General features: G+C 36.2%; 27 protein-coding genes. 12 read left to right on the forward strand and 15 right to left on the reverse strand.

All coding sequences use genetic code 11. The features are described from left to right. Window positions 1-195: 195 nt before the first annotated feature. Window positions 196-2,349 (reverse strand): PAS domain S-box protein, encoded by a 2,154-nt coding sequence (locus tag AC3A54_RS00405; protein WP_487652988.1) that lies wholly within the window; start codon window positions 2,347-2,349, stop codon window positions 196-198. 298 nt (window positions 2,350-2,647) lie between these two features. Here AC3A54_RS00405 and yhfH point away from each other — a divergent pair, with 298 nt between their 5' ends. From yhfH to AC3A54_RS00420, 3 genes are all read left to right on the forward strand, one after another. Next, window positions 2,648-2,782 carry a protein YhfH gene (gene yhfH, locus AC3A54_RS00410; protein ID WP_307287180.1) on the forward strand — a complete coding sequence of 45 codons (135 nt, stop codon included), beginning with the start codon at window positions 2,648-2,650 and terminating at the stop codon, window positions 2,780-2,782. 114 nt (window positions 2,783-2,896) lie between these two features. Beyond that, a complete protein-coding gene (locus AC3A54_RS00415) occupies window positions 2,897-3,064 on the forward strand; it encodes a hypothetical protein (RefSeq protein ID WP_335548877.1) in 168 nt (55 codons plus the stop codon). Window positions 3,065-3,080: 16 nt separating this feature from the next. Next, complete coding sequence (locus tag AC3A54_RS00420) at window positions 3,081-3,332, forward strand: transcriptional regulator SplA domain-containing protein (protein WP_487652989.1); 252 nt, start codon at window positions 3,081-3,083, stop codon at window positions 3,330-3,332. Between the two features lie 45 nt (window positions 3,333-3,377). Here the strand turns inward: AC3A54_RS00420 and AC3A54_RS00425 are convergent, their stop codons facing one another. Next, window positions 3,378-3,563 carry a cold-inducible protein YdjO-related protein gene (locus AC3A54_RS00425; protein ID WP_335535101.1) on the reverse strand — a complete coding sequence of 62 codons (186 nt, stop codon included), beginning with the start codon at window positions 3,561-3,563 and terminating at the stop codon, window positions 3,378-3,380. An 86-nt stretch (window positions 3,564-3,649) separates the two neighbouring features. On the opposite strand from AC3A54_RS00425, the gene AC3A54_RS00430 reads away from it, so the two are divergent. Next, entirely contained in the window at window positions 3,650-3,787 is a 138-nt protein-coding gene (locus tag AC3A54_RS00430) for a hypothetical protein (protein WP_308083597.1), read from the forward strand. Window positions 3,788-3,977: 190 nt separating this feature from the next. Here AC3A54_RS00430 and narI read toward each other — a convergent pair whose 3' ends face one another. From narI to AC3A54_RS00450, 4 genes are read right to left on the reverse strand one after another with little or no spacing between them, the layout of a single operon-like run. Further along, window positions 3,978-4,709, reverse strand: a complete 732-nt coding sequence (gene narI / locus AC3A54_RS00435) for a respiratory nitrate reductase subunit gamma (protein WP_335548879.1) — start codon at window positions 4,707-4,709, stop codon at window positions 3,978-3,980. A gap of 13 nt (window positions 4,710-4,722) precedes the next feature. Beyond that, entirely contained in the window at window positions 4,723-5,253 is a 531-nt protein-coding gene (gene narJ, locus AC3A54_RS00440; RefSeq protein WP_487652990.1) for a nitrate reductase molybdenum cofactor assembly chaperone, read from the reverse strand. Next, window positions 5,246-6,772 carry a nitrate reductase subunit beta gene (narH, locus tag AC3A54_RS00445; RefSeq protein WP_487652991.1) on the reverse strand — a complete coding sequence of 509 codons (1,527 nt, stop codon included), beginning with the start codon at window positions 6,770-6,772 and terminating at the stop codon, window positions 5,246-5,248. The genes narJ and narH overlap by 8 nt, the downstream gene beginning before the upstream one ends. Then, window positions 6,762-10,451, reverse strand: coding sequence for a nitrate reductase subunit alpha (locus AC3A54_RS00450; RefSeq protein ID WP_487652992.1), 3,690 nt, complete (start codon window positions 10,449-10,451; stop codon window positions 6,762-6,764). Before AC3A54_RS00450 ends, narH begins: the two co-directional genes overlap by 11 nt. Before the next feature lie 161 nt (window positions 10,452-10,612). Here AC3A54_RS00450 and AC3A54_RS00455 point away from each other — a divergent pair, with 161 nt between their 5' ends. Then, entirely contained in the window at window positions 10,613-11,032 is a 420-nt protein-coding gene (locus AC3A54_RS00455) for a hemerythrin domain-containing protein (protein ID WP_487652993.1), read from the forward strand. Between the two features lie 72 nt (window positions 11,033-11,104). Further along, complete coding sequence (locus tag AC3A54_RS00460) at window positions 11,105-11,275, forward strand: XapX domain-containing protein (protein WP_308083591.1); 171 nt, start codon at window positions 11,105-11,107, stop codon at window positions 11,273-11,275. A gap of 42 nt (window positions 11,276-11,317) precedes the next feature. Here the strand turns inward: AC3A54_RS00460 and AC3A54_RS00465 are convergent, their stop codons facing one another. The 3 genes from AC3A54_RS00465 to AC3A54_RS00475 form a co-directional block, all read right to left on the reverse strand. Next, the gene (locus tag AC3A54_RS00465) at window positions 11,318-13,243 is read right to left on the reverse strand and encodes an endonuclease MutS2 (protein WP_487652994.1); all 1,926 of its coding nucleotides are present in this window, start codon (window positions 13,241-13,243) and stop codon (window positions 11,318-11,320) included. A 377-nt stretch (window positions 13,244-13,620) separates the two neighbouring features. Further along, on the reverse strand, window positions 13,621-14,298 hold the full coding sequence (locus tag AC3A54_RS00470; RefSeq protein ID WP_335549320.1) for an LrgB family protein: 678 nt from the start codon (window positions 14,296-14,298) through the stop codon (window positions 13,621-13,623). Further along, window positions 14,282-14,677: a CidA/LrgA family protein gene (locus AC3A54_RS00475; protein ID WP_335549319.1), complete on the reverse strand. Its 396-nt coding sequence runs from the start codon at window positions 14,675-14,677 to the stop codon at window positions 14,282-14,284. The genes AC3A54_RS00470 and AC3A54_RS00475 overlap by 17 nt, the downstream gene beginning before the upstream one ends. Window positions 14,678-14,856: 179 nt before the next feature. Here AC3A54_RS00475 and AC3A54_RS00480 point away from each other — a divergent pair, with 179 nt between their 5' ends. Further along, window positions 14,857-15,459, forward strand: a complete 603-nt coding sequence (locus AC3A54_RS00480) for an SCO family protein (RefSeq protein WP_487652995.1) — start codon at window positions 14,857-14,859, stop codon at window positions 15,457-15,459. Between the two features lie 86 nt (window positions 15,460-15,545). Here the strand turns inward: AC3A54_RS00480 and AC3A54_RS00485 are convergent, their stop codons facing one another. Then, window positions 15,546-15,680, reverse strand: coding sequence for a hypothetical protein (locus AC3A54_RS00485; protein WP_308083586.1), 135 nt, complete (start codon window positions 15,678-15,680; stop codon window positions 15,546-15,548). Window positions 15,681-15,858: 178 nt separating this feature from the next. Here AC3A54_RS00485 and AC3A54_RS00490 point away from each other — a divergent pair, with 178 nt between their 5' ends. Beyond that, window positions 15,859-17,478, forward strand: a complete 1,620-nt coding sequence (locus AC3A54_RS00490) for an ABC-F family ATP-binding cassette domain-containing protein (RefSeq protein ID WP_487652996.1) — start codon at window positions 15,859-15,861, stop codon at window positions 17,476-17,478. 54 nt (window positions 17,479-17,532) lie between these two features. On the opposite strand, the gene AC3A54_RS00495 is transcribed toward AC3A54_RS00490, so the two are convergent. Further along, window positions 17,533-17,673, reverse strand: a complete 141-nt coding sequence (locus AC3A54_RS00495) for a YuzL family protein (RefSeq protein ID WP_308084151.1) — start codon at window positions 17,671-17,673, stop codon at window positions 17,533-17,535. Window positions 17,674-17,773: 100 nt separating this feature from the next. On the opposite strand from AC3A54_RS00495, the gene AC3A54_RS00500 reads away from it, so the two are divergent. Next, window positions 17,774-18,016: a YkuS family protein gene (locus AC3A54_RS00500; RefSeq protein ID WP_308083584.1), complete on the forward strand. Its 243-nt coding sequence runs from the start codon at window positions 17,774-17,776 to the stop codon at window positions 18,014-18,016. Between the two features lie 117 nt (window positions 18,017-18,133). Here the strand turns inward: AC3A54_RS00500 and AC3A54_RS00505 are convergent, their stop codons facing one another. Together AC3A54_RS00505 and AC3A54_RS00510 are read right to left on the reverse strand one after the other, a co-directional pair. Continuing rightward, window positions 18,134-18,556, reverse strand: coding sequence for a hypothetical protein (locus tag AC3A54_RS00505; RefSeq protein ID WP_487652997.1), 423 nt, complete (start codon window positions 18,554-18,556; stop codon window positions 18,134-18,136). A gap of 125 nt (window positions 18,557-18,681) precedes the next feature. Continuing rightward, a complete protein-coding gene (locus tag AC3A54_RS00510; protein WP_335548273.1) occupies window positions 18,682-19,170 on the reverse strand; it encodes an Hsp20/alpha crystallin family protein in 489 nt (162 codons plus the stop codon). A gap of 160 nt (window positions 19,171-19,330) precedes the next feature. On the opposite strand from AC3A54_RS00510, the gene AC3A54_RS00515 reads away from it, so the two are divergent. From AC3A54_RS00515 to modB, 3 genes are all read left to right on the forward strand, one after another. Beyond that, window positions 19,331-19,594, forward strand: coding sequence for a hypothetical protein (locus AC3A54_RS00515; protein ID WP_335548272.1), 264 nt, complete (start codon window positions 19,331-19,333; stop codon window positions 19,592-19,594). Between the two features lie 136 nt (window positions 19,595-19,730). After that, window positions 19,731-20,525 (forward strand): molybdate ABC transporter substrate-binding protein, encoded by a 795-nt coding sequence (gene modA / locus AC3A54_RS00520; RefSeq protein WP_487652998.1) that lies wholly within the window; start codon window positions 19,731-19,733, stop codon window positions 20,523-20,525. After that, window positions 20,525-21,190, forward strand: a complete 666-nt coding sequence (gene modB / locus AC3A54_RS00525; RefSeq protein ID WP_487652999.1) for a molybdate ABC transporter permease subunit — start codon at window positions 20,525-20,527, stop codon at window positions 21,188-21,190. Before modA ends, modB begins: the two co-directional genes overlap by 1 nt. Window positions 21,191-21,231: 41 nt before the next feature. On the opposite strand, the gene AC3A54_RS00530 is transcribed toward modB, so the two are convergent. Continuing rightward, the gene (locus AC3A54_RS00530; RefSeq protein WP_487653000.1) at window positions 21,232-22,404 is read right to left on the reverse strand and encodes a D-alanyl-D-alanine carboxypeptidase family protein; all 1,173 of its coding nucleotides are present in this window, start codon (window positions 22,402-22,404) and stop codon (window positions 21,232-21,234) included. 346 nt (window positions 22,405-22,750) lie between these two features. Continuing rightward, the gene (gene mprF, locus AC3A54_RS00535; protein WP_487653470.1) at window positions 22,751-25,267 is read right to left on the reverse strand and encodes a bifunctional lysylphosphatidylglycerol flippase/synthetase MprF; all 2,517 of its coding nucleotides are present in this window, start codon (window positions 25,265-25,267) and stop codon (window positions 22,751-22,753) included. Window positions 25,268-25,420: the final 153 nt, after the last annotated feature.

Below are 25,420 nucleotides of genomic sequence, written 5' to 3' on the forward strand. Positions count from 1 at the left end.
CAAGGGAAATAAGAAAAGCGTAAGCGCCTTGTTCAGCCCCGACAGGCAAATGTTCTTCTGCAATAAAAGTCGCTCTTTGACTTTTATTGCAGAAGGTTATTTGACCCGAGGGGCTAGGCGCTGGAGCTGGACAATTCTAGAAGTCGAATTTTATACTTTCTTATAATGTAAAAAAACGAGAGGGGTACTCTCGTTTTAAGCAGTTTTTGCTGGTAATAAAATATTAAAGGTTGTTCCTTTATTAGGTTCACTTTCAACAAATACCTTACCATTATGGCTTTCAATAATCTTGAAACTAACCATTAAGCCTAAGCCGTTACCATTCTTTTTCGTAGTGAAAAATGGCTCCCCTAGCTTCTTTAATTTCTCTTTAGGAATTCCAACCCCTGAATCTTGAATGGATATTTGCACATTATTTTCATGAATGATGGTCTTAACATGCAGGTCTCCACCATTCGGCATGGCTTCAATTCCATTTTTAATAAAGTTTAAGAATACTTGTTTTAAGCGGTTTTCATCACATTCAATTTGAATAATCTCTTGATTACAGTCAAAGGACAAGTGAACATTTTTCTTTCTAGCTTCGAATTCAAGTAGAGAAACCACATTTTTTATGACAGGAACAACATTCTTTTCTTCTAATTCTACTGCCTTTGGTTTTGCTAAAACCATGAAATCTTCAACAATGGTATTTACCCTTTCAATTTCATCAAGAATAATATTCAGGAATTCCATCCGTTCAGGATCTTTCTCATCTAACTGTAAGAATTCAGCATATCCTTTCATGGATGTAAGAGGGTTTCGAATTTCATGTGCAACTCCAGCAGCCAGTTGACCAACTGCAGCAAGCTTATCCTGTCGGTGTAAAACCTCTTCCGTTTTCTTTCGCTCAGTAATATCATTTCGAATTGCAAGATACTGATAGGGCTTCCCATGTTCATTTAAAAAGGGAACAATAGTTGTGTCTACCCAATAATAGGTCCCATCTTTCGCTTTATTCCTGATTTCACCCTTCCATACTCTTCCTTCACCAATAGTTCTCCAAAGATTTTTGAAGAAGTCTTTAGAATGGTATCCAGAATTCAGGATATTATGGTCCCTCCCTATAATTTCTTCACGGCTGTATTTAGATATTTCGCAGAACTTATCATTGACACTTGTAATGATTCCTTTTGCATCTGTAAAGGCTACAATAGAGGATTGATCCAAAGCAAATTTTATATCATTAATTTCTTTAATCGTTTCTTTTAGATGCTCTTCTGCTTTTTTTCTATTGGTGATATCAGATCTAATTGCTATATATTGAACTGGTTTCCCTTTTGAATTCAGGAACGGAACAATAGTCGTATCAACCCAATAAAAAGAACCATCCTTTGCTTTATTACGAATTTCTCCCCGCCAAATTTGGCCTGATTGAATGGTTTTCCATAAATTTTTGAAAAATTCCTTTGAATGGTATCCTGAATTTAATATTCGGTGATTTTTCCCAAGAATCTCTTCCTTTTTGTACTTAGAAATCTCTTCGAATTTATCATTAATATAAATAATAGTTCCGTAGGGATCAGTTATAGCTACAATGGCTGCAGCGTCAAGTGCTGCCTTAATATCCTTTAAATTAGTATCTGTTGTAGCTAATTGTTTACTTATTAGTGCACTTGAAATGATGAGTCCTCCAATGATTAGAACCGCAACAAATAATACTAAATAAATAAAAAAAGGACTGTCCGTACTTGATCCTCTAACCACTTCACTAGTAGTAATCGTGGCTCTTTTTAGAAGAAAATGCCCTTGAGCAATGGAAGCAGTCATAATGATTGCACTTAACGGTTTTAACCAAACCTGATTACTTTTGTTAAAGCTTTTTGTGGAGTAAAGGATCCAAAAGGAAAATAAAAATAATCCAAATATTAACAAGACTGTAAACAAGTAAAGTGGAAAATTATATTTTATGCTTACATTCATAGCATATAAACTAATGACCTGGACTGAAAGCACCGCAAACGTCAAAAATGTGCTACCAACAATTAAATGGTAGTATCCAATTGATTTTCCAAAAAACGAAAGGAACGCCATTCCTGTAAATGCAATTCCAATAAAAATAGAAAGAATAGTAAGTGGAATATGGTAACTAGCGAATCTATTTGTATCAGCAGCAATATGTCCAATAAAATTCATGATCCATATGCCAATTCCCATGGAAAATGTTCCACCAAGAAAAAGCAGTCTTTTATTTTGGTCAGTCGACCTGATTAAGGTGAACATATCTAAAGCTGTATATGATGCCATTATGGTTAATCCGATGGCAATAATAATAAAATAAGGATGAAAAGTTCCAATCATCGCATTCATTAACCAGCATCCCCCCAAATTCTACATTTTATTTCTACTATGATTGTAATGTAAACAATTAAGATATGGAAGTATTAATTAATAATCAAGACCCATTTCACCTTATTTTAACCCTTAATTTCTTGAACAAGACAATAATTATTCTCTTCGTAAAAAAAGAACTTGTGATAAAAGACTTATTTTTATAAAATTTTCTGTTTTTTTTAAAAAAAGTCTACACAATTTCTTATTTTTTGTTTATACTGTACTATAACAAGTCGGTTATTAATAAACTGTACTAATAAAGGAGGAGTTTTACATGTTAATGAGTCCGGTTGAGTTTTTCCGTAATTTACCTAAGAAGGAATGTTCAGAGTGTGGTCAGCATATGGAGGAACAGGCTGAAAGTTATTTTATGGAATGTGACCACTGTTTAGCGAAAAAAGAAGAGTAGTTGTAAAACTCTCCAATAATTGGAGAGTTTTTTATTTGTTTCCTTTTCGTAAATAATTAGGCAAGGATAATCTGTTATAACATAGCAAATGCTTTATGTAAGGAGATGATGTCATTGACCAAGATTGAAGATTCTTTAACAGCCTCAAACATTAATAACAGGTCTACACTTTCAAAGATAAAATATGTAGCTGGAGAATCGGTGGATGAGCACACATTCTTAGAGGAAGCCAATATTACTCTAACAGGTGATGAAATTCGGCAGCAAAATGAAAATCTTTAAAGGACGGTTATTATAAATGAGTTATATCGATATGAATAACGCAAAACCAGGCGATGAAGTCTATGTCATTTATCGAAATCCACATGTTCCCTCGGTAGCAAATGTAAAGGCTGCTGAAATTGTTCAGCATCCAAAAGACCCTAATGCATTGGCTTTATTTTTAAATGAGACGTTCCATGTCATTGAGGATGATGACGCATTATTTTCAACCTCTGAAGCAGCACAACAGGCTTATGATGATCATTTCTTTAGTTCCTACGATGAATAAAAGACTGTCCCATTGCTGTGACAGTCTTTTTTCCATCATGTTTTATTAGATTTTGGGAAGCTCTCTCATTTCCTGTATCATTTCATTGCCACACATCGGACATAATAAATCATCTGCAACAAATTCTTTTCTCATCCAGCCAATACATGAGTCATCCATACAAGAATAGATTTCGGTATCCACCAGTATTATTTCAATCTCTTCTTCTTTAGCTCGTTTACCGTAAAAAATTGGAACCGCCTCCTTTAATAGTTAGTATGGACAAAAATGTGACTTTTCATTTCATAAATATCCCTTTTCAAAGGAAGGTCTAAACCATGGATGGTACTAAACATAGTCGTTACACAAAAGTTGGCACTAATATTGAAGAAGTAAAAAGATTAAATAGCCAATCAGGCTTAAGTTATAATGAAGTGAAAAAATTGCTCGCTTTAAACTATCTTCAGAATAAATAATGAAAGTGGAACCAATTTAGGTTCCACTTTCTTAACTAATCAGAAAGTATAAAAATCGACTTCGAGAATTGTCCAGCTCCAGCGCCTAGCCCCTCGGGTCAAATAACCTTCTGCAATAAAAGTCAAAGAGCGACTTTTCTTGCAGAAGAACATTTGCCTGTCGGGGCTGTCCAAGGCGCTTGCGCTTTTCTTATTCCATTTTATTTTTAGATCGGTTCGTTGACATCGCGATTGGGCGTCTTCCGATAATGGAACGATATACAATAAATTTTCGGCTTAAATACTCTAGTGGGAGACTCCATACATGAACTAATCTGGTAAATGGCCAAATACCAAAAAGTAACAGGGCTGATACCACATGAATTTGAAAACCTAGAGGAATACCTACCATTAAGCTTGGTGTCGGACGTAAAGAAAGAATACCACGGAACCATGGACTAATTGTTTCCCTATATTCAAATGCTACCCCTCTACCTGTATACCAGACTGTGTTAACAAAGCCTGAAAAGATAATAAGTGTTAATAAAACGAGAACAATAATATCCCGAAAGGTGCTATGAATATAGATCCGCTTTACGGTAAATCTGCGAATCATAAGTAATACAACTCCTATAATAGTAGAAATTCCAGCAAGTCCACCAATCCATACTGCCCCAAAATGGTACATATGATCTGTAACTCCAATAACATCGTAAAATACCTTTGGAACGAGTAAGCCAGCCACATGTCCAAAGAAAACGAAGACAATCCCATAGTGAAATAGAATACTTCCCCATTTCAACTGTTTTTTTTCAAGAAACTCACTTGACTTTGCTGACCATCCAAACTGATCAACGTTATATCGATATATATGCCCCACCACGAACATCGTCAACATGATATAAGGGAAAGACACCCAAAAGAAATTTTGAAAAAATGTCATTATACAGTCCCCTTTACGAAGCCTTTTGTTTTCTTTGCATGTCTTCAATTGTTTGTACGCATGCTTGCAAAATCATTTGGTATGGACTTTCGATTAATGATAATTCTTTTAATAAATTGTCAATGGACCTGCGATGAATCAATAGCATTTTTTGTGCAGGTTTTGTGGGTACTAAAGAGCAAAATTCAAGTATTAAAGGTAAATAATCTGGGAGCTCCTCACTTTTTATCGGGAGACCCGCTTCATAAAACTCACTCTTTAATTTCAAAAGGGCTTTACCTCGATCTGGATTCTCACCAAAAAGTGGATAGGTTAAATAAAGGGTTGTTTTATCACTGAAATCAAATGTTTTCGCATATCCAGTACATAGCTCTAAATAGGTAGTTGATTCCAAATATGATTGAAATTGCTTAAATAAGATCTTCACTAGCTGATTTTCAATTAAGGCAATTTCATCTTTCAACTCATTTGTTTCAAACCAATCTTTTTCAGGATGCTGAAGTAAAATAGATGCTAGACCAAAAATACGTTGATACTCATCCATTTAACTCCCCCCAATAATCGTCCCCTACTTTATAATCTCCCGGTACCCCTGGTGTAACCGAGCAGCCAGAGCACGCCTCCATAAAATCGAACCCTCCGGTTCCTTGTCCTAAATATTGGTTTGCAGCATCCTCCCGATGTGAAGATGGAATAACATAGCGATCATCGTACTTCGCAATTGCTGCAAGTTGATACATTTCATGCATTGTTTCTTCTGTCATTCCAACAGCATCTAGTATACTTTTCTCTGGTTTCTTCCCTAGATTTAGTGACCTCATATAACTTCTCATCGCTACCATCTTCTTAAGAACTTTCCGAATAACTTCTGTATCCCCGGCACTTAACATATTGGCTAGATACTCGATGGGAATTCTAAGCTGGTCAATTTGAGGGTATATAACATGAGGATTAACCCCATCTAAGCCTCCATCAAATGCGCTCATCACTGGACTGAGCGGTGGAATATACCACACCATAGGCAATGTTCTATATTCTGGATGAAGGGGTAAAGCGATCCGTTGTTCCACTGCTAATTTATAGACAGGTGACCTTTGTGCAGCTTCAATCCAATCCTCTTGATAACCAGCTTTTCGCGCTTCCTTGATTACCTCTGGATCATGGGGATCCAAGAAGATTCCTAAATGGGCTTCATATAAATCTTTTTCATTGGTAACGGATGCCGCTTCTTCAACCTTATCTAAATCATAAAAAACAATCCCTAAATACCGAAGTCTTCCTACACATGTTTCGGAACAAACAGTTGGAAGTCCAGCCTCTATTCTCGGAAAACAAAAGGTACATTTTTCTGCTTTATGTGTTTTCCAATTAAAATAGACCTTTTTATATGGACAACCTGTTGTACAATACCGCCAGCTTCGGCATGCATCTTGATCTACCAATACAATTCCGTCCTCTTCCCTTTTGTAAATGGCACCAGAGGGACAGGAAGCTACACAAGTTGGATTGACACAATGCTCACAGATTCTTGGCAGATACATCATGAAGGTTTGTTCATACTCAAATTTCACTCTTTCTTCAATACCCTTTATGTTAGGGTCATTTTTCCCAGTCTGATATACACCGGCCAAATCATCTTCCCAATTCGGCCCCCACTTAATATCCATATACTCCCCTGTCACCTGAGACTTTGGTCGAGCCACTGGCTGGTGTTCTTTTTCAGGGCTATCTATTAAATTTTCATAATCATAGGTCCACGGTTCATAGTAATCATCTAATTGGGCTAAATCAGGATTATGAAAAATATTTAAGAGCTTCGAAACTCTACCACCTGCCTTTAGTTCAAGCCTCCCATTCTTTAACACCCAGCCCCCTTTATATTTTTCTTGGTTTTCCCATTCTTTTGGATAACCGATTCCTGGTTTTGTTTCAACATTATTCCACCACATATATTCCGCTCCGGGACGGTTTGTCCACGTATTGTTACAGGTGATGCTACACGTATGACACCCAATACATTTATCTAGGTTCATCACCATTCCAAATTGTGCTTTAATTCTCAAGCCAGTCCACCTCATCCCTATCTAGTTTACTAATAATAACTCTCTCATCGCGCTGGCTTCCACATGGACCATAATAGTTAAACCCATAACTTAGCTGGGCATATCCGCCAATTACGTGCGTTGGCTTCATTTGTAATCGCGTTGGACTGTTAAATGTACCACCACGTTCGTTCGTAATGGTTGAACCGGGGACGTTAATATGCCGCTCTTGAACGTGATACATGAAGGCTACTCCCCTTGGTAATCGATGGGAAACAACTGCCCTTGCAACGACAACCCCATTTCGGTTATACATTTGAAGCCAATCATTATCTGCAATACCAACTTCTTCTGCATCATGAAGATTCATCCATACAGTCGGTCCGCCTCTAAATAGTGTTAACATCGGAAGAGTATCAAAATAGGTACTATGGAATGACCATTTAAAGTGTGGTGTTAAATAACGTAAATTTATTTCCTTGCCCATATTAATTGGTTTTCGATCCTTTGACCGGAATGCCAACTTTTTTAAAGGTGCCTTAAATACTGGAAACTCTTCTCCAAATTCGAACATGGTTTCGTGGTCTAAATAAAAGTGCTGGCGGCCTGTTAATGTACGCCATGGAATTAAACGTTCCACATTTGTTGTAAATGGAGAATACCGTCTACCCCCGGTTTCCGTTCCACTAAAAACAGGTGTAGAAATGACTTGCCGTGGCTGGGCTGTGATTTCGCTAAATGACATATGCTCTTCTGCTCTTTCTTCTGCTAAATCTTTTAATTTCTGTCCTGATTTTTTCTCCAGCGCATCCCATGCCTTCATAGCTAGAGAGCCGTTTGTAGAACTAGAAAGAGATAGAATTGCTTCAGCAGCATCCCGAGCAGTGTATAGACTTGGACAATCCTTGTAAGAGGTTTTATTTGCTGTTCCAAGTATCTTTTTTAATTTTTCGTATTCTTCTTTTGCATTCCAGCCAATACCCTTAGCTCCAATTTGTTCCTTGATAACAGGTCCAAGGGTTATAAATTTTTCATAGACCTTTGTATAGTCACGTTCGACAATGTGCAACCGCGGGAAATTCTGTCCAGGAACTGGCTCAAATGAACCGTTTTGCCAATCTGGAATTTTCCCAAATGTACATGCCTCGGAAATTTCATCCCTAGAATCATGAAGCATAGGTGTTGCCACAACGTCTTGTACAGGCCCGCTAAAATATTGTTCGGCCATGGAAGAAAACTTTTTAGCCAATCCTCTAAATGTGTCCCAATCTGATTTCGATTCCCACGGAGGGGCAATTGCCGGGTTAAACGGATGGATGAACGGGTGCATATCCGTACTGCTTATATCATATTTTTCGTACCAGGTAGCTGCTGGAAGAATGATATCCGAGTATAACCCTGTTCCTGCCATGCGAAAATCTATATTTACCATTAAATCGAGTTTTCCCTCTGTTGACGGTTCGTCCCAATTTATATCTTCAGTTTTTAATTCTGTATTTTGCTCACTTAAATTTCCATGATGGGTTCCAAGCATATATTTCAAAAAATATTCGTGTCCTTTGGAAGAACTACCAATTAAGTTTCCTCTCCAAACAAACATAACTTTTGGAAATGATTTAGGGTCCTCAGGATTTTGAATCGCAAATTTTGTTCTTCCATCTTTCACATCATCTACAATGGATTGAATTATTTGCTCTTTATCAATTCCTTTCGATTCTTCTACAAGTTTAATTGAATTCTTATCAAACTGTGGATAGGCTGGTGTCCATCCTAATCTTGTTCCCAAATAATAGTAATCACCTGTATGCTTATATCTTGGTTCACTAACTAAAGGTGATATTTGGTCTTCAATGGATTGATCATCGTATCTCCACTGTTCTGTAACAAAATAAAAGAACGGCGTGGCAGCATGAAGCCTCGGAGGTCCACCCCAATCTCTTGCCATTGCAAGAGTCTGCCAACCTTCTAGAGGACGAACCTTTTCCTGTCCTACATAATGAGCCCAGCCGCCTCCGTTCACTCCTTGAGAACCTGTTAATAGAACTAAATTTAGAACGGTACGGTATGTCGCATCAGCGTGATACCATTGGTTTATGCCAGAACCCATAATAACCATGGAACGGCCTTTTGATTCATCGGCATTCTGTGCAAACTCTCTCGCTATCTGTGCTGCTAGCTTTCGGTCCACTCCAGTGAGGGCCTCTTGCCATGCAGGGGTGTATGGTTTTGGATCATCATAATCCTTTGGAAAATCACCTTGGAGCCCATTTCTTGCTACCCCAAATTTAGAAAGCATTAAATCAAACACAGTAGTTATATAGATTTTTTCTCCATTTATTTGAATTTCCTTTACTGGTACCTCACGTTTGAAAGTTTCTCTTTTTTCCACTTCAAAGTGAGGAAATTCAACGTTAACAACTGTATCTTCATTTCCTAACATAGTTAATAATGGGTTTAAATCAGATATGTTTTGTTCTGTGTCTTTTAAGTGGAGGTTCCATTGACCTTTTTCCTCCCATCGATGTCCAATCGTTCCATTAGGAAATGCAGGCTGATTGGTTTCTTTGTTCCAAACAACTGTTTTCCACTCCCCATTTGAAAGAGTCGTGTCAAGCTCACTAGCTCTTAAAAACGTATTGGAAACGAAGTTTTCTCCATGTGGTTTTAATTTCACCAGGAATGGGAGATCCGTGAATTTTTTCGCATAGTCATAAAAATATTCTGTTTCTTGGTCCACATAAAACTCTTTTAAAATAACATGAGTCATTGCCATGCCTAGGGCTCCGTCCATACCTGCTTGAACATTTAGCCAGTTATCAGCGAATTTTACAAACTCAGCATAATCAGGGCTAACAGCAACGACCTTTGTCCCACGGTACCGTGCTTCGACCATAAAATGAGCATCTGGAGTCCTTGTCTGTGGAATATTAGAACCCCATACTAATAGATAAGAAGAGTTAAACCAATCAGAGCTCTCTGGTACATCTGTTTGTTCTCCCCATACTTGTGGAGAGGCAGGTGGAAGGTCTGCGTACCAATCATAAAAACTTAATAAGGAACCGCCTAGTAGTGATAAAAATCGGCCGCCTCCTGCATAACTAACCATTGACATTGCTGGGATGGGTGAAAATCCAAAAATACGGTCTGGACCAAATTCTTGAATTGAATGAATAAGAGAAGCACAGATTAGTTCATTCACCTCATCCCATGATGCCCGGACAAGCCCCCCTTTTCCCCTTGACTGTTTATATCGTTTTGATTTCTCTGGGTTTGTAGTGATCTCCCGCCATGCAGCAACAGGATCGTTCGATTTTTGCAACTCTTCACGCCACATATCTAATAAATGACCACGAATATATGGGTAACGAACCCGGAGAGGGCTATAAATATACCAAGAAAAGCTTGCCCCTCTTGGGCATCCACGCGGTTCATATTCGGGCATGTTCGGTCCTGTTGATGGATAATCGGTCTGCTGTGTTTCCCATGCGATAATTCCATCCTTCACATGCACCTTCCAGCTGCATGATCCTGTACAGTTAACCCCATGCGTCGTTCGAACCGTTTTATCATGCTGCCATCTTCTGCGATAAATCTTTTCTGAATCTCTATCCATTGGAGACATCACGGCATGCGTAGCTACATCCCTAGATTTTCCAAAGAATTTTATTTTTTTCATTAGTGGCGTTCGTTTTCGACCCATAGACTCACCTTCCTACGACATTTTTACTTATTACCGTTTCCCCAAAATGTAAATGTATACAAAAAATAAGACTCCTAGAAAGGTCAATCTTGAACTTATTAGTTTTAAAAATATAAGTTTTGGACAAGAATGGGATATAGTATTTACGAAGGAGAACACATATGTCTGGACCGTCTTTAAGAAAAAAACATTCTCATCATTCAATTCATGATGGCATATATACAGAAGCCCGCGATTTAACAAAAGTGCTAAAAAAACTTTTATTAGAAAATAAAGCGAAAGAAACAAAGGAAATTTGTGATGCTCTAATTGAACATTGGGAGACGAGAACACTTGCCCACGCGCAATCAGAAGAGGAAGGATTTTTTATTGAAAAATTGAAGGAAAATCCTGAGCTTAATGAGATGATTATAAAATTGAAGAGGGACCATCAAATTTTAGAAATCATCGTACACTCGATTAAAGTGAAGATTGATAATAAGGGAGTAACAGAAGATATTCTCCCCTATTTCGATGCTTTACTTGTTGTTTTCGAGCTACATAATCATGAGGAAGAAAACAATCTGTTCATTACCGAATAAGATATAAAAAATAACTCATACTTAGAAAAAGAGCTTTGTAAGTTCAACTAAATTAGGTGATGAGGGAACCAAATGAAAGAGTTAGTCTTAAGCTTAATTGCCGGGATGGCTGTTGGAATTTTGTTTCGATTTTTAAAACTGCCCTTACCAGCTCCTCCGGTCTTCTCCGCTGTTGTAGGTGTATTTGGCGTCTATTTTGGAGGAGTTTTTGTAGACTGGATTATGCAAAATTATATAAAATGAAGAAAAACGTCAGCTAGAAATTTACTCCTAGCTGACGTTTTTTTATTCTGTATAGTCAATTGTTAGATTTTCTTCATGACCTTTACTGATTATTTTACTTTTCTTTCTATTTTCCTTTGATTGAAAAATAATATCAAAATCATAATCTTCCGGATAAAGCTCTCTTGCAGGAATATACAAACCAATTCTTTTATGGTTGATTGACATTTTTTCCCCTTTCACTTGGACTATATAATTTCCAAATTGATCTGGACCCTTATAAATTATGCCGAATTCATTAGAAGGGGAAATCTTTACATTATCACCTTGTTGGTACTGTTGTACTTTCGTCTCTGTTTTTGAAGCGTTTTTTTCATTACGATGTTTATTAATAATTACCTGTTTTTCTATCTCTTTCAATCTCCACGTATCTGTAATTTCCGTTGTATATTCTTTTGCTTCCTTGTAGGTAACGAAATGTGCTCTCTCGATTATTTTTGGATGGATGCCAAGTTTTAATGCAATGGCAAACGCCTGACTCTCGCCCCCTCGCCCGATAATTAACCGGTAAGTTGGGCTTAACGTTGCTAAATCAAATTCCATCGATCCATTTAAAAATCCTTCATGCGTGTCAGCAAAATCCTTTATTTCACTATAATGAGTAGTTGCCAGAAGCACTGCCCCTTTTTCGTATAAGGTTTCTAATATGGCTGTAGCAAGCCCCATACCTTCTCCTGGATCTGTCCCCGAACCCAGTTCATCTAATAAGACCAATGTCCGATTGTTTGTTTCCTTTAAAATATCAATAATATTTACAATTCTTGAACTAAACGTACTTAAATTTTCAGCAATGCTTTGCCCATCACCTATATCAACTAAAATCCGTTCAAAGAGGCAAAGATTGCTCTCTTTAGCCGCTGGTATATGAAGACCACATTGGACCATAATCGTCAAAAGGCCTACAGTTTTTATTGTTACTGTTTTTCCTCCTGTGTTTGGTCCAGTAATAACTAATGCATGTTGCCCATTACCCATTTTAAACGACAACGGGACAGCCTTTTCACCTAAAAGAGGATGTTTTGCTTGAATTAATTCAATTTCATCTGATTGATTGACCCCTACTTTTGTTCCATTTATAGAGCGACAATACTTAGCTTTAGCGAACAAAAAATCATAATGCACCATGGTCTCAATGGCACTTAGAATTTGTTGCTCCTTTTCTTCCACCAACCCGGTTAAATAACTAAGAACTTTTTGTACCTCTACCTCTTCATCCTCTACTAACCACGTTAATTGATCCTGATAAACGGCAATCTCCTCGGGCTCAATAAAAAGAGTGGAACCTGATGCGGATGTATCCAGCACGGTACCCTTTAATTTATTTCGATATTCTTTTTTTATGGGAATGACATATCTTCCATTCCTCTGACTAACCACATTTTCCTGTAGAAAAGATTTATATTTATTTGATCGGATTAGCTGCAGTGTCTTTTCTTTCAAACGCTCTTCTTGAATGGCAATTTGTTTTCTAATCTTTAATAATTCTTTACTTGCGTAATCATCCACCCTTCCATTGCGGATGCAGCGAATAATCTCACTTGCGAGTTCAGGTAATTCATCGATCGCATCTACATAAGCAGACACTCTTGGAGCGTAATACTCCTTATCCTTCATATATCTTCTCATTTTCCCACAGCAATCTAAAAAATCGTAAAGCTTCACTAGCTGATCTGCTCGTAATGCAACCCCCTTGTTCATGTTATTTAGTAACTGTTCCATCCCCTCTAACCCATGGACAGGAACACTAGCACTCTTTTTTATAATTTCAACCGCTTCTGAAACTTCGTCTAGCCATGCTTCAATTTGCTTTTGATTGGTCGATGGTGTCATGCACCTAATTTTTGTTTTTCCCTCTTTTGTTAACGCAAAGGTTGAAATGGCTTCTTTAATTTCTTCAAATTGTAATACTTGAAAAGTATGTTGATTCAATTGTATAACCTCCTAATAATAAAAATAGCCGCAATGAACAATGTCATTGCGGCTAAATAAAACGATAAATACGTTCAATTTTCCATACCCAAATTTAACCAAAATAAAAACTGTCTACACGAGTGTACACAGGCTACATTGGTTGAAGAATGTATGCGTATGTTTGCCCATTGTTCTTAACTTCACTCCATAACTACACCTAAATAAACCTTTATTGGCTCTCAAATAAAAGGTTATACTGGCTATTATAGAATGAGTGTATCCAATTGATTGGATTAGTTAAGAACGACACCTAACATAAAACATACTCCCTTTAGAAAAAATTAAAATTCTTATAAATTATACAATAATATTCAATTATTTGTCAATTCAGATATTCAACTGATGAAATTAATAATATACGGAATGATTAGAGAGGTTAATACCGCTGCGATTCCCATTGCAGCACCTGACACAGCTCCCTGTATCTCCCCTTCTTTCACCGCCTCTGCTGTTCCTATTCCATGGGCAATGGTTCCAATTGACAATCCTCGAGCAAACGGATGATTTATTTTAAACCAATCTAAGAGTTTTGCACCAAACATGGCTCCAATCATTCCTGTTATAATAACAAAAGCTGCAATTAGTGAAACATTGCCTTTTATGATTTTCCCAATTTCGGTAGCAACTGGAACGGTAACAGATTTAACGGTTAACCCTCGAATAAACATCTCCGATAAATCAAACCAATGAGCTAGTATAATAGCAGAGGTAATCGTTGTAACTGTCCCGATAATTAGACCCACACAAGCTGCAGTAAAATATTTTGTGAACAGATGACGATTTTTATAAATGGGTAAAGCAAGTGCAACTGTTGCTGGGCCCAGGAAAAAAGTTAAGAAGTTTTTCGCAGGAATATACTCTTCATAGGACAGATTAGATGCAACTAATAATCCAATAATAATGACTGTACTTAAAAAAACAGGACTAGTTAACGGAGTGGAATATTTTTTTGAAATGACTCTTGCTAAATAATAGACAGAAACAGTTAGGATAATATTATATAGCGTGATCATGATGGCTCACTTTATCCTTTTCATTTTTTATTATTACTGCTTGCGTCGCTTTACCCGCCGACAAAAGCCCTATAAATGCACTGACAATCAGTATAAACATGAGTGGTAACGCCTTATTAACTAAGGTATTCCCTAAGGTCATTAATCCAACTGAAATGGGGATAAAAAAGAACCCAAGGTGTTTTAATAGCCAGCCAGCTGCTGTTTCTATGTGGTCCACTTTAATAATACCCATCAAAAGAAAAAGGAAAAGAAGAACAATCCCAATAACATTCCCCGGAATAGGCATCTTAAAAAATCTTACTATAAGATTCCCCAGCTCGTATATGACAATCAGTATCACCATCTGTAAAGTAAATTTAAACGCTTGTTTTACCATAACAAACACCTATCCTCTAAGATTTAAAATCCAATTATACTTTTTGCCGAACCAATACATACTCTCTATTACTATTAAAGTATAATTGATTATTCTTTTGAAGGCATAAACTTTTGTTCACAAAATATCCATATCTTTTTTTTGAGAACTTCATTATCTTATTGTTAGGAGGGATCGTTATGAAAAAAATCTATCTCATTTGCGGTCTAGCAATATTTTTGGGAATTGCAGGGGGAATCTCCTTCTTTCTCATTAGAGACGCAAATGCGGAAATACCCGCAGAAGTAAGTTTGATCAATCAAAATGGTACTACATATAATTTTGGTAAGGATCATACTAAATTGAAATTAATTGAATTTATCTACACCCATTGTCCAGATATATGTCCTACCACCACACAAAAGATGGTTGCATTAAAGAAAGATTTAGAGAAGAGTGGGGTTTATGGCAAGGAGATTGAGTTCCTCACCATTACCATTGACCCGTACCGTGACACACCCGAGATATTACAAGAGTACATGCAAGGCTTTGGAATAAACAACGATAAAAACTGGAAATTTTTAACGGTAAACAAACAAAATATTAAAAAAGACCAAGAGCAAATTCAAAAGGTAACAGATGCCTTGCAATTTCAATACAAAGACCCTGGAAATGGACAATTCGTACATTCCACCTTTACGTACCTAGTCAATCAAGACAATAACTTTATAGCAAAGTTTCCTATGGGAAATGACTTTAATAAAAAAGAAGTATATGAAACAATTATGGATAAGCTAGATTAGTCCAAAATGGTTTGCTTATAAATAAAAAAAGCGGTTAGTCCTTAGGATTAATCGCTTTTCATTACCAATTTTTCCTATTTAATTCACTAATTCACAGATGAAGGATATTTTTTAATTTGCTGCAAAGTTAAAAGATAATTGGACTTAGGTTTAGTTAAGCTCGCTTTTATTCCAGCTTTTTTTAATTTATTTACGAGTTCAGTAAGCTGTTTTTTCGCCATACTTCTCACCTTCTTTAAAACTTCTTAATCCAATTCTACAACAAAATTATGAATAAAGTGTGAAAATGAAAAAAATTTTTAGAAAAATTTTCTTACTACCAATCCTAATGAAAGAATTCGCTCTTCGACTGCTTTAGTGATATAATTAGAAGATATTTTGTTTTGGAGGATATTAAATATGATTACAGTAAGTAATGTAGGTTTAAGATATGGTGACCGGAAATTATTTGATGATGTGAACATTAAGTTCACACCTGGTAATTGCTATGGTCTAATCGGTGCAAACGGTGCAGGTAAGTCCACGTTTTTAAAGATTCTTTCTGGAGAAATTGAATCACAAACGGGAACTGTTCAACTTGGACCAAATGAACGAATGACTGTGTTAAAACAAAACCATTTTGAATATGAGGAATTTGAAGTCTTAAAAACGGTAATCATGGGTCATTCAAGACTTTACGAAGTTATGCAGGAAAAAGACGCGATCTATATGAAAGAAAACTTCACTGATGAGGATGGCATGAAAGCTGCTGAACTTGAGGGTGAATTTGCTGAATTAAACGGATGGGAAGCTGAACCTGAAGCAGCAATCCTCTTAAAGGGCCTTGGAATTGGTGAAGACCTTCACTATAAGACGATGGCTGAATTAACTGGTTCTGAAAAAGTAAAGGTTCTACTTGCACAAGCATTGTTTGGCAGACCAGATGTTTTGCTTCTGGACGAGCCTACTAACCACTTGGATATTAAAGCGATTCAATGGCTAGAGGAATTCTTAATTAACTTTGAAAATACAGTTATTGTTGTATCCCATGACCGTCACTTCCTGAATAAAGTTTGTACCCATATTGCTGACTTGGACTATGGGAAAATCCAAATTTATGTGGGTAACTACGATTTTTGGTATGAATCAAGCCAATTAGCATCAAGATTAACCTCGGACGCAAACAAAAAGAAAGAAGAAAAAATAAAGGAACTGCAAGCCTTTATTGCCCGGTTTAGTGCAAATGCATCGAAATCCAAACAGGCTACTTCTCGTAAGAAGCTACTGGATAAAATAACACTCGATGACATTAGGCCCTCCTCTCGCCGTTATCCATTTGTTGGATTTACACCGGACCGTGAAATCGGGAACGATTTACTAAGAGTTGAGGGATTAACAAAAACGATTGATGGCGTAAAAGTGCTTGATAATATTAGTTTCTTTATGAATAAGAACGATAAAATTGCTCTTGTAGGAACAAACGAAATTGCGAAAACCATACTTTTCAAAATTTTAATGGGTGAAATGGAACCAGACAGCGGTACCTTTAAATGGGGAATTACCACTTCACAAGCATATTTCCCTAAAGATAACTCCGAGTACTTTGAAAACTCCGAGCTTAATTTAGTAGACTGGTTACGCCAATTCTCTCCAAAAGACGAAAGTGAAAGCTTCTTACGCGGATTCTTAGGAAGAATGTTATTTTCCGGAGAAGAAGTATTAAAGAAAGCTAGCGTTCTTTCCGGAGGAGAAAAAGTTCGTTGTATGCTCTCAAAAATGATGTTAAATGGTGCCAACGTTCTACTTCTAGACGAGCCAACGAACCACTTGGACTTAGAATCTATTACGGCACTCAATAATGGTTTAATTAATTTTAAGGGCTCATTGATCTTTTCATCACACGATCATCAATTCATTCAGACAGTTGCAAATCGGATCTTTGAATTAACACCTAAAGGATTAGTAGATAAACAAATGTCCTACGATGAATACTTAGAAAATGATGAGGTTCAAAAGCAAGTAGCAGAAATGTATAAATAAACTATAAGAGGCTGACCTAGTTGCAAAGTTAGGACAGCCTCTTTCTTTTTAACCTTACATTTGTTTTTGTTTTCTTCGTGAAGAAGGCTCAGCTCTTGATCCCGTTTCGGTAGTTGTTGTACCTTGTCCCTCTACTTGGGGTGAATTAAGTCCAATTGTCGAAGGATCAGCTTTCTTTTTACTCCGTTTACCCATCATTACACCTCCCCTAATAGCTTTTGGAAGATTATTGCTACTTATACCGAATATTTACGGTAAACTTAGGCATGATAATCTACAGGAGGAGGTGTTTTGTATGGCAAAAGTTGGAGTAGAACAATCTCTTACAAATATTCAACAAGCACTACGCGAAAAAGGCTACGATGTAGTTGAACTTAAGCAGGAATCAGATGCACAAAACTGCGATTGCTGCGTTGTAACTGGTCTCGATTCAAACGTGATGGGAATGCAAGATACAGTTACAAAAGGTGCAGTTATTGATGCAAACGGGATGTCCGCTGATGAAGTATGTCAACAGGTGGAAAGCAGACTTCAATAACACATTTTCAAATGAGGCTGACTCAAAAGCAAAGAGGTCAGACCCCACGATTCAATATCTAGTTAAAACTTAGATTGATCTAGTCTAGATATTGTTTTTCCTGTGGGGTCAGACCCCTTATGAGTCAGCCTCTTTTTTATTTGATTGGAAATTTATTTTAGGACCTTTTTGGGAAGGGGTACTTTTTAAATTATTCTTTTGTTGTTGCTCCCCTTGCCCTTCTTCTTCAAAATTAGGTTGGTATTCACTTCCATAAGTTGCTCCAATATTTAATTTCCCTTTAAGTTCTTTAATTCCCAGTTGGCCAAAATTATTATTTAGTTCGTATTTATCTAAAATAATCTTTTCAATATTTATCTTCTCAATGATAATTGGCGGATCTTTTGTTTTGCCTGTCTCTTCATGGGGAGATTGTTGTTGGAGGGTTTGTAGCGACTTCTTTAATTCCTCTATGTTTAATTCTAAGGAAGTCAATTTTTTCTTTAAATCCTTTTCATAATCACTTTTATTAAAGATTAGGAATAAATCTTTTAATGACATGCTCACAAACGCTCCCTTATTTTTTACCTTACTATTATATATATGGGAAATTTAGTCTAACATGTCCACTATTAAAAGGACGATCTAAAATTGAGATTTATCTCAGAAATCACATTCAGCACTACCTAATCAATTGGAATGCTTTCTCCTTTTTCAATGATTCGTTGATAACTAACAAATAATAATCCATTCCAAAATTTAGCACTCAATTGATTAGGACTAACCGTATCAGGCAACCTAATTTGTCTTTGAAAATCTCCATAAAACCTTTCTGAATAGGTAAGCTTCAAATCAGTATGGTTTAATATGGCCTTTCCTTTAATCGTTAAGGAATTTCCGTTCAGGCCAAGTTCAAGATTTTCTTTTTTCATTCCAGGAACCTCAATCACCACCAGGACTTCACTTTCACCTTCCAATATATCGATAGCGGGGAATGGGGGTGTATTTTTTTCTTCCCTTCCAGATTGTTTTGCCGTACTCGAATTTGGCGCAGTATAAGGCTGCTCATTCATAAATTGCTTAGCAAAGTCCTGATCAAATATATTGTTCCAAAAATCTCCTCCATTCATATTTTTGGCTACTTCCATCCATTGCTTTAATTTATCCATGTCCATCTAATCCCACCTCCTACTTCGTGTTTTACACAATAGAGGATATTCATTCATTACTATTATCTTACTAACGATATTTATAATTTAATCCAGATATTACTCTTCCTTCATAAACGGACACGAAAGACATATATTAATAAACAAGGAAAAGGAGGAGATATAAATGCCGGCACCAGTTCCGTATATAAATATTAATATATTTATGATTAAAATTAATTCCTTCGAAAATGCCTCTGCCGTAAATATTGGTCAAAACCTTTTGGCCGAATGGCATAATTCCGATAAGAAAAATCAAGGCTACGGACAAAATTTTGGAGATAAAAGTGATTTTGTCGGAACTAGAAGTTTTGTCGATGACAAAGATCAAATCGACTCCCCATCCTCCTTTAATGCCCGTCCACTTCATTATGAAAATGATTGCCCATGAATTCTGACCGCTTGCAGAGAAAAATAGTCATAACGAAAACTGCCTAGGCAGTTTTTTATATTCTCATCTTTAACATTCCACTACATTTAGCTATAATAATGTGGAATATGTGATTGTTATTGAGAGGACGTATTGAATGTACAAAAAAATAATCCCTTGGTTGATGTTTTTCTTTATTTTTCTCGTTTCAGCATGTTCATCCACTGATACTACTGAGAAGAAGAGTAAAATAAATCAGGTAGAAATTACGATTTCTGCTGCAGCAAGCCTAAAAGATGCATTGATGGAAATAAAAACTGAGTTTCAAAAAGAAAACAAACAAATTATCCCACTTTTCAATTTAGGTGGTTCTGGAGCCTTACAACAACAAATTATTCAGGGAGCTCCTGTTGATGTTTTTATCTCCGCTTCTAAGGATCAGTTTGATGCATTAACGAGGAAGGATTTAATAGACTCAAAAGAACATATGGATTTACTTAGTAATCAGTTAGTCTTAATAACTAATAAAAACAATAAAGTACCGATAAAAAAGTTTGAAGACCTTGATAATAATGAAATACATAAAGTAGCTATCGGTACTCCAGAATCTGTACCAGCAGGCATGTATGCTAAGCAAGCTTTAAAAAAATATCAGGTTTGGGAAGCATTGCAGCCAAAATTAATCCAGACAAAAGATGTTAGACAAGTATTGACTTATGTCGAAACGCGCAGCGTTGATGCGGGTATAGTTTATATGACGGATGTAAGTATATCAAAAAAGGTAAAAGTAATAGCCATTTCAGAGGAAGGCTTCCATGAGCCAATCATTTACTCTACAGGGGTAATTCATGCATCTAAAAAGAAAGATGCCGCCATCCACTTCTATGAATATTTACAAAGCAACACGGCTAAAGAAATTTTCAAAAAATATGGTTTTACAGTATTGGATTGATGACTTTGTTTCATGATGAATTTTGGACACCCATAGTGTTATCTATAAAAGTAGCAGCCATTTCAGTAACTATAGTATTTTTCCTCGGTATTTTACTTGGCAGATTATTTGCAAGAAAGCAATTCAAGGGCAAAATTCTACTCGAAACTTTCCTTCTTCTTCCGATTGTCTTGCCACCTACTGTTATTGGGTTCTTACTAATATACCTATTTGGAATAAATAGTCCATTTGGAATAATTTTAGAAGAAGTATTTGCTTATCCCATTATTTTCACCCCAACGGCAGCAGTAATTGCATCAACCGTTGTTGCCTTTCCATTAATGTATCAAACAGTCAAAATCGGTTTTCAAGCAGTAGATAGAGGAATTGAAGAAGCAGCAAGGGTAGACGGTGCTGGCGAAATAAAAGTGTTTTTATATATCACTCTCCCATTATCTATTAAATCAATATTTGCAGGATTAATTCTAAGTTTTGCACGAGCACTAGGGGAGTTCGGTGCTACCTTTATGTTTGCCGGAAATATCCCTGGAAAAACTCAAACAGCACCTACTGCAATATATATTGCAATGGAATCTGGTAATATGAATTTAGCCTGGTTTTTAGTTGCAACCATGGTTTTTATCTCCTTTTTTTTCTTGTTACTCACAACAATTACACAAAAATAGCCATGGAAGGTTCTGTACCCTCCATGGCTTTTTTATAATTTTTAAAAGTTTCTAGTAAATACCTTGCGTCTTCGCATTCCAATTAAAGTCGCCGTACACAGAATAATTAGTATACCAATTAACGTATTAACAAGTATTAGCGGTGATTCTTTTTTGTTCACCTTCTTACTTATTACAGGTGCTTTTTTGGGCTTAGGAGGTTCTTTTAATGTTAATTGGACCGATTGAATCACCTGACCATTATTATTCTCAATAGAAAGTAGCCCTTCATTATTTATCTTCTTTACATTCCCACTAATGTTCTCTGTGATCAGAATATCATTTTCAGAGTAAAATTCCTTATTATCTACCTTAAAAATTTCCCCTTGCTTAAGCATTTCATGCTGATATCCTTTAAAACCGTAATCAAACAATGTAGCGGTATCATGATATTTATCGTTTTTTAAATTCGATTTAAGTACAACAGCAGTTAACTTTAAAGTTCCATTATCTGCGGTCGTTGCCAACGTTTGTTTTGCTTCGGTTGTATACCCTGTCTTCCCTCCTGAAATTCCAGGATACGGCAGCTCTCCTTTGAGCATACGATGATGGGTTAATATTTTTGTGTTCCAAGATTGACCCTGCCAATCGAGTACTTTGGTCCCGAAGATTTCGGCGAAGATAGGATTTTTCATAGCGTAATTTGTCATTAATGCCAAGTCCATTGCTGTTGTAAAATGATTATCATCATGCAATCCATTAGGATTAGTGAAGTGAGTATTAGTAACACCAATTTTTGTTTTAAGGTATTCGTTCAAGTTCTCAGAAAATTTTTCTACACTGCCATCCAAAAACTCTGCGATCGCGACAGCTGCATCGTTTCCTGAATTAACTAGCATTCCTTGAATAAGCTTTTTTAAAGGCACTTGTTCCCCTTCAACTAAATAAACCCTCGTACCATCCTGTCTAACTGCATTTGCACTCACCGTAACAAGGCTGTCTAAATTTCCTTTATCAATAGCATAGATTGCTGTTGCAATTTTTGTAAGGCTAGCAGGGTACATTCTTTCATTAGGATTTTTCGCATAGAGAACAGCATTCGTTTCAGTATCTAATAAAACAGCTCCTTCACTTTTCAAGTCCAATTGCTCCTGCGTATCCATTGCGAAGACATTGGATTGATAGGAAAATAGGAGTAAAACAATTATTATGAGGTACGAATAAATTTTTTTCATTATTACACCCTTACTATTACATTTAATCCCTATTTGATTTTAACAGATAATTTGAATAAATAAATAGTTTTCCAAGAAAATGTTATGAATTGGAAGGATTTCAAATTATTATGAATAAAGGCTGTGTTAAACTTGTCTGTTGATTTCCGCTCCAGGCGCGAGCGGTTCGTGGGCGTTTCGGCGAGCCTCCTCGGCGCTCACGCCTGCGGGGTCTCCCCTGAACCGTACTCCCACAGGAGTCTTCGCGCCTTCCGCTCCAATCAACAGAGTATAAAGATCAACAATGTTCTTTAACACAGCCTAAATAAAAAGAAAAACCGGCTGCGTAATTGCAACCGGTTTGAAGCTATGCCCTTTTTTTGGAAATCAATAATGTTATTTGGGCCATAATAATCGGTAATGAAGATTTTCTTCTGTAAGCAAGATATTTTGGTTCCCAAATATTTGTATATTTCTGTTTAAATTGTCGTAGACCTTGAAATTGATAAATAAAGTGACCATGTAAGAATAATTGCGCAGCAATCTTCTCACTTAAAAAAGCAAATCGAGATAAACCAACATTAGCCAAAGGGGCCATCCCCATATTAAATTTCTCATATCCTTGTTCCTTAGCCCAATCAATTAATGATAAAAAGAGAAAATCAATCATTCCAGCTGGTGAGTTAGGTCTAAATCTCATTAGGTCTACAGAGATGGTTTGTTTATTATCGTATACATACATAAGACTCATGAAGCCGAGAATCTTCTTTTCTTCATCTCTAACTATTGCAATTGGTGCTTTATCTAGATACTCTTCATCAAAAAAACCTAGAGAAAAACCTTTCTCTCTTCTACCTTGAAGCCACTCATTCGAGACCTCGCGTAATTCTTCAATAAATTCGTTAGAGTATGGTGGCTTAATAAGTTCAAAAACAAAACTTTCTCGATTGAATTTGTTTTTTAATACTCTTAACCCTTTCTGCTTGCTACCAAATAGTGAGAATGTTTTTAGGTCTACAAAGGCCTCTTCTCCAAGTTTAAAAAACGCAAAGCCATGTCCCTGTAAATATGGGAGCATTTCATCACTAACTTGATAGAAAACAGGAGTAAAACCATAAAGATCGGCTATTTCTTGAAATTCCTCAATTGCATTAGAAATTTCACTTTGTTCACCGATAGGATCACCGAGAATGACTAATTTATCAGCATACTTCTGAAAAGGAATTAACACATTTTTCTTGCTGTTCCAAAAGATATATTTATCATGTAAAAAAATAAGATGAGATAAAACCTTTCCATGATATTTTTTTAAATGATTATAAATTTCCTTTTCATGATCGATTGATTTCTCTAGCTTCCATTTCTTTGGCAAGCTAATTAAATAACCTGTAAATAAAATCATCATTGCAATCACAAGTCCAATAATTGCACTAGTAAACAAATCACGATAATCCAAGATTACATATGGCAGAAATTTATCAGGTATGGTTAATTTCGAGATTGGTAAATTTAAATAACCGATTAAAATATACATTGAAGTGATCACTAGTATCACCGTAACATCAAAAATTGTTTTCCCCCATGTTAAAACATAACTTTCACGGTAGAACTGCCCCTTAGAAATTCTAAGTAAAAGCGCTACTATGATTAAAAAAGTAGCTTCTTCATAATCTATCCCTTTAAATATGGAGAATAAAGCAGCAAGTATTAAAGCAAGCATCGTTAACTCATATGCTCTTTTCACACTGTATTCAATACCGCGAGACAAACCTAATAACAAAAAACCAGCAGCAACTGATAATTGATGGGATACATTTATTATTGGGAATGATAATAACTCCTGAGCAATCTTAAGTCTTGACATAATTCCCGGAACACTCGCAGACAAAAGAAGAATTAAGCCAGATAGAAAAACCAGCATCGTTAATATCACGTGACTTAACCCTTGAATAATCGCTTTCGGAAGTTGATTCCATGATTGATTCCATCTTTCCCAATAAAGCTTTACAAAAAAAACAAGGCTAATAAAAAATGGTACAAAGTAATAGCCCAATCGGTAAAATAACAACAATACTAGTACCTTCTCATCCGGAACGTGTAACTCCTGCATCCCCCATAGAAATATCAAATCAAAGGAACCTAATCCCCCAGGAATCATACTAATAATACCTGCACAAGCGGCCACAATATAGACCGGAAACAAATCTTTTGTGGCTACAGGAATCCCTAATAACCGGCTCAATAATAAAATGGCTACAAACACAGCCAACCATTCTATGACCGAAACAATGACCAGTTCTATACCTACCTTAGCAGTAATCACTGACTCCTTCCTGGACTTTATCATGTGTACACTAAAGAAAATAGGTAGGTACAAACCAACACCTAATACTGCAAAATATAGCCATTTAGTATCAACAAACAATGGAAAATGACGAAAGCCAATGGTTACAATCCATGCGAGCACAGATATACCTGTTAAATAAAAAAGTGAAACTGATGCAATCACACCAAGAAGTTTGCGTTTATCTTGTTCAAGTTTATGAAAAAAATATGTTCTAAGCATGGCCCCTACTAGACCACCGAATCCTATTAAATTTGAAAATGAATTTGCAATAAAGGATTGTTCTAGCAGTTCCCTACTAACTACCTTTAACTTTAAAATCCGTACAAGTATAACGTCGTAAAGCAACATAGGTAAAACAGCTATAAATGTGATCATTAAAATCAGCAATAAGACCCATATATTTAACTGATTGATTTCGTTCTTCAGTAGTTCGACATTCAAATCTCCAGTAAACCTTTTCATTTCTATAATTGCAAAAATTAATAATAATAGCGGAAAGATAAATTTAATTATTTTAACTATCTTTTCTTTCTTCATTCCCAACAATATGACCACCTATTATTTTTTTCCTGACTTAAATATAAACTTTTCAACTGTAAAAACAAAGAAATATATTCTGGTATAGATGATTTATTATTCTTCATTGTAGACATTTTCTCTTAGGTTCAACCGTTTTCTCTGTAATTCAAT

The sequence above is a fragment of the Neobacillus sp. Soil_C_43 genome (assembly GCF_057656715.1).

What these genes read in the sequence shown, in the direction of transcription:
- AC3A54_RS00405 (WP_487652988.1), bottom strand. Translation starts at nt 2,349, where the DNA reads ATGAATGCGATGATTGGAACTTTTCATCCTTATTTTATTATTATTGCC.
- yhfH (WP_307287180.1), top strand. Translation starts at nt 2,648, where the DNA reads ATGTTAATGAGTCCGGTTGAGTTTTTCCGTAATTTACCTAAGAAGGAA.
- AC3A54_RS00420 (WP_487652989.1), top strand. Translation starts at nt 3,081, where the DNA reads ATGAGTTATATCGATATGAATAACGCAAAACCAGGCGATGAAGTCTAT.
- AC3A54_RS00430 (WP_308083597.1), top strand. Translation starts at nt 3,650, where the DNA reads ATGGATGGTACTAAACATAGTCGTTACACAAAAGTTGGCACTAATATT.
- narI (WP_335548879.1), bottom strand. Translation starts at nt 4,709, where the DNA reads ATGACATTTTTTCAAAATTTCTTTTGGGTGTCTTTCCCTTATATCATG.
- narJ (WP_487652990.1), bottom strand. Translation starts at nt 5,253, where the DNA reads ATGGATGAGTATCAACGTATTTTTGGTCTAGCATCTATTTTACTTCAG.
- AC3A54_RS00450 (WP_487652992.1), bottom strand. Translation starts at nt 10,451, where the DNA reads ATGGGTCGAAAACGAACGCCACTAATGAAAAAAATAAAATTCTTTGGA.
- AC3A54_RS00455 (WP_487652993.1), top strand. Translation starts at nt 10,613, where the DNA reads ATGTCTGGACCGTCTTTAAGAAAAAAACATTCTCATCATTCAATTCAT.
- AC3A54_RS00460 (WP_308083591.1), top strand. Translation starts at nt 11,105, where the DNA reads ATGAAAGAGTTAGTCTTAAGCTTAATTGCCGGGATGGCTGTTGGAATT.
- AC3A54_RS00470 (WP_335549320.1), bottom strand. Translation starts at nt 14,298, where the DNA reads ATGATCACGCTATATAATATTATCCTAACTGTTTCTGTCTATTATTTA.
- AC3A54_RS00475 (WP_335549319.1), bottom strand. Translation starts at nt 14,677, where the DNA reads ATGGTAAAACAAGCGTTTAAATTTACTTTACAGATGGTGATACTGATT.
- AC3A54_RS00480 (WP_487652995.1), top strand. Translation starts at nt 14,857, where the DNA reads ATGAAAAAAATCTATCTCATTTGCGGTCTAGCAATATTTTTGGGAATT.
- AC3A54_RS00485 (WP_308083586.1), bottom strand. Translation starts at nt 15,680, where the DNA reads ATGGCGAAAAAACAGCTTACTGAACTCGTAAATAAATTAAAAAAAGCT.
- AC3A54_RS00490 (WP_487652996.1), top strand. Translation starts at nt 15,859, where the DNA reads ATGATTACAGTAAGTAATGTAGGTTTAAGATATGGTGACCGGAAATTA.
- AC3A54_RS00495 (WP_308084151.1), bottom strand. Translation starts at nt 17,673, where the DNA reads ATGGGTAAACGGAGTAAAAAGAAAGCTGATCCTTCGACAATTGGACTT.
- AC3A54_RS00500 (WP_308083584.1), top strand. Translation starts at nt 17,774, where the DNA reads ATGGCAAAAGTTGGAGTAGAACAATCTCTTACAAATATTCAACAAGCA.
- AC3A54_RS00505 (WP_487652997.1), bottom strand. Translation starts at nt 18,556, where the DNA reads ATGTCATTAAAAGATTTATTCCTAATCTTTAATAAAAGTGATTATGAA.
- AC3A54_RS00510 (WP_335548273.1), bottom strand. Translation starts at nt 19,170, where the DNA reads ATGGACATGGATAAATTAAAGCAATGGATGGAAGTAGCCAAAAATATG.
- AC3A54_RS00515 (WP_335548272.1), top strand. Translation starts at nt 19,331, where the DNA reads ATGCCGGCACCAGTTCCGTATATAAATATTAATATATTTATGATTAAA.
- modA (WP_487652998.1), top strand. Translation starts at nt 19,731, where the DNA reads ATGTACAAAAAAATAATCCCTTGGTTGATGTTTTTCTTTATTTTTCTC.
- modB (WP_487652999.1), top strand. Translation starts at nt 20,525, where the DNA reads ATGACTTTGTTTCATGATGAATTTTGGACACCCATAGTGTTATCTATA.
- AC3A54_RS00530 (WP_487653000.1), bottom strand. Translation starts at nt 22,404, where the DNA reads ATGAAAAAAATTTATTCGTACCTCATAATAATTGTTTTACTCCTATTT.
- mprF (WP_487653470.1), bottom strand. Translation starts at nt 25,267, where the DNA reads ATGAAGAAAGAAAAGATAGTTAAAATAATTAAATTTATCTTTCCGCTA.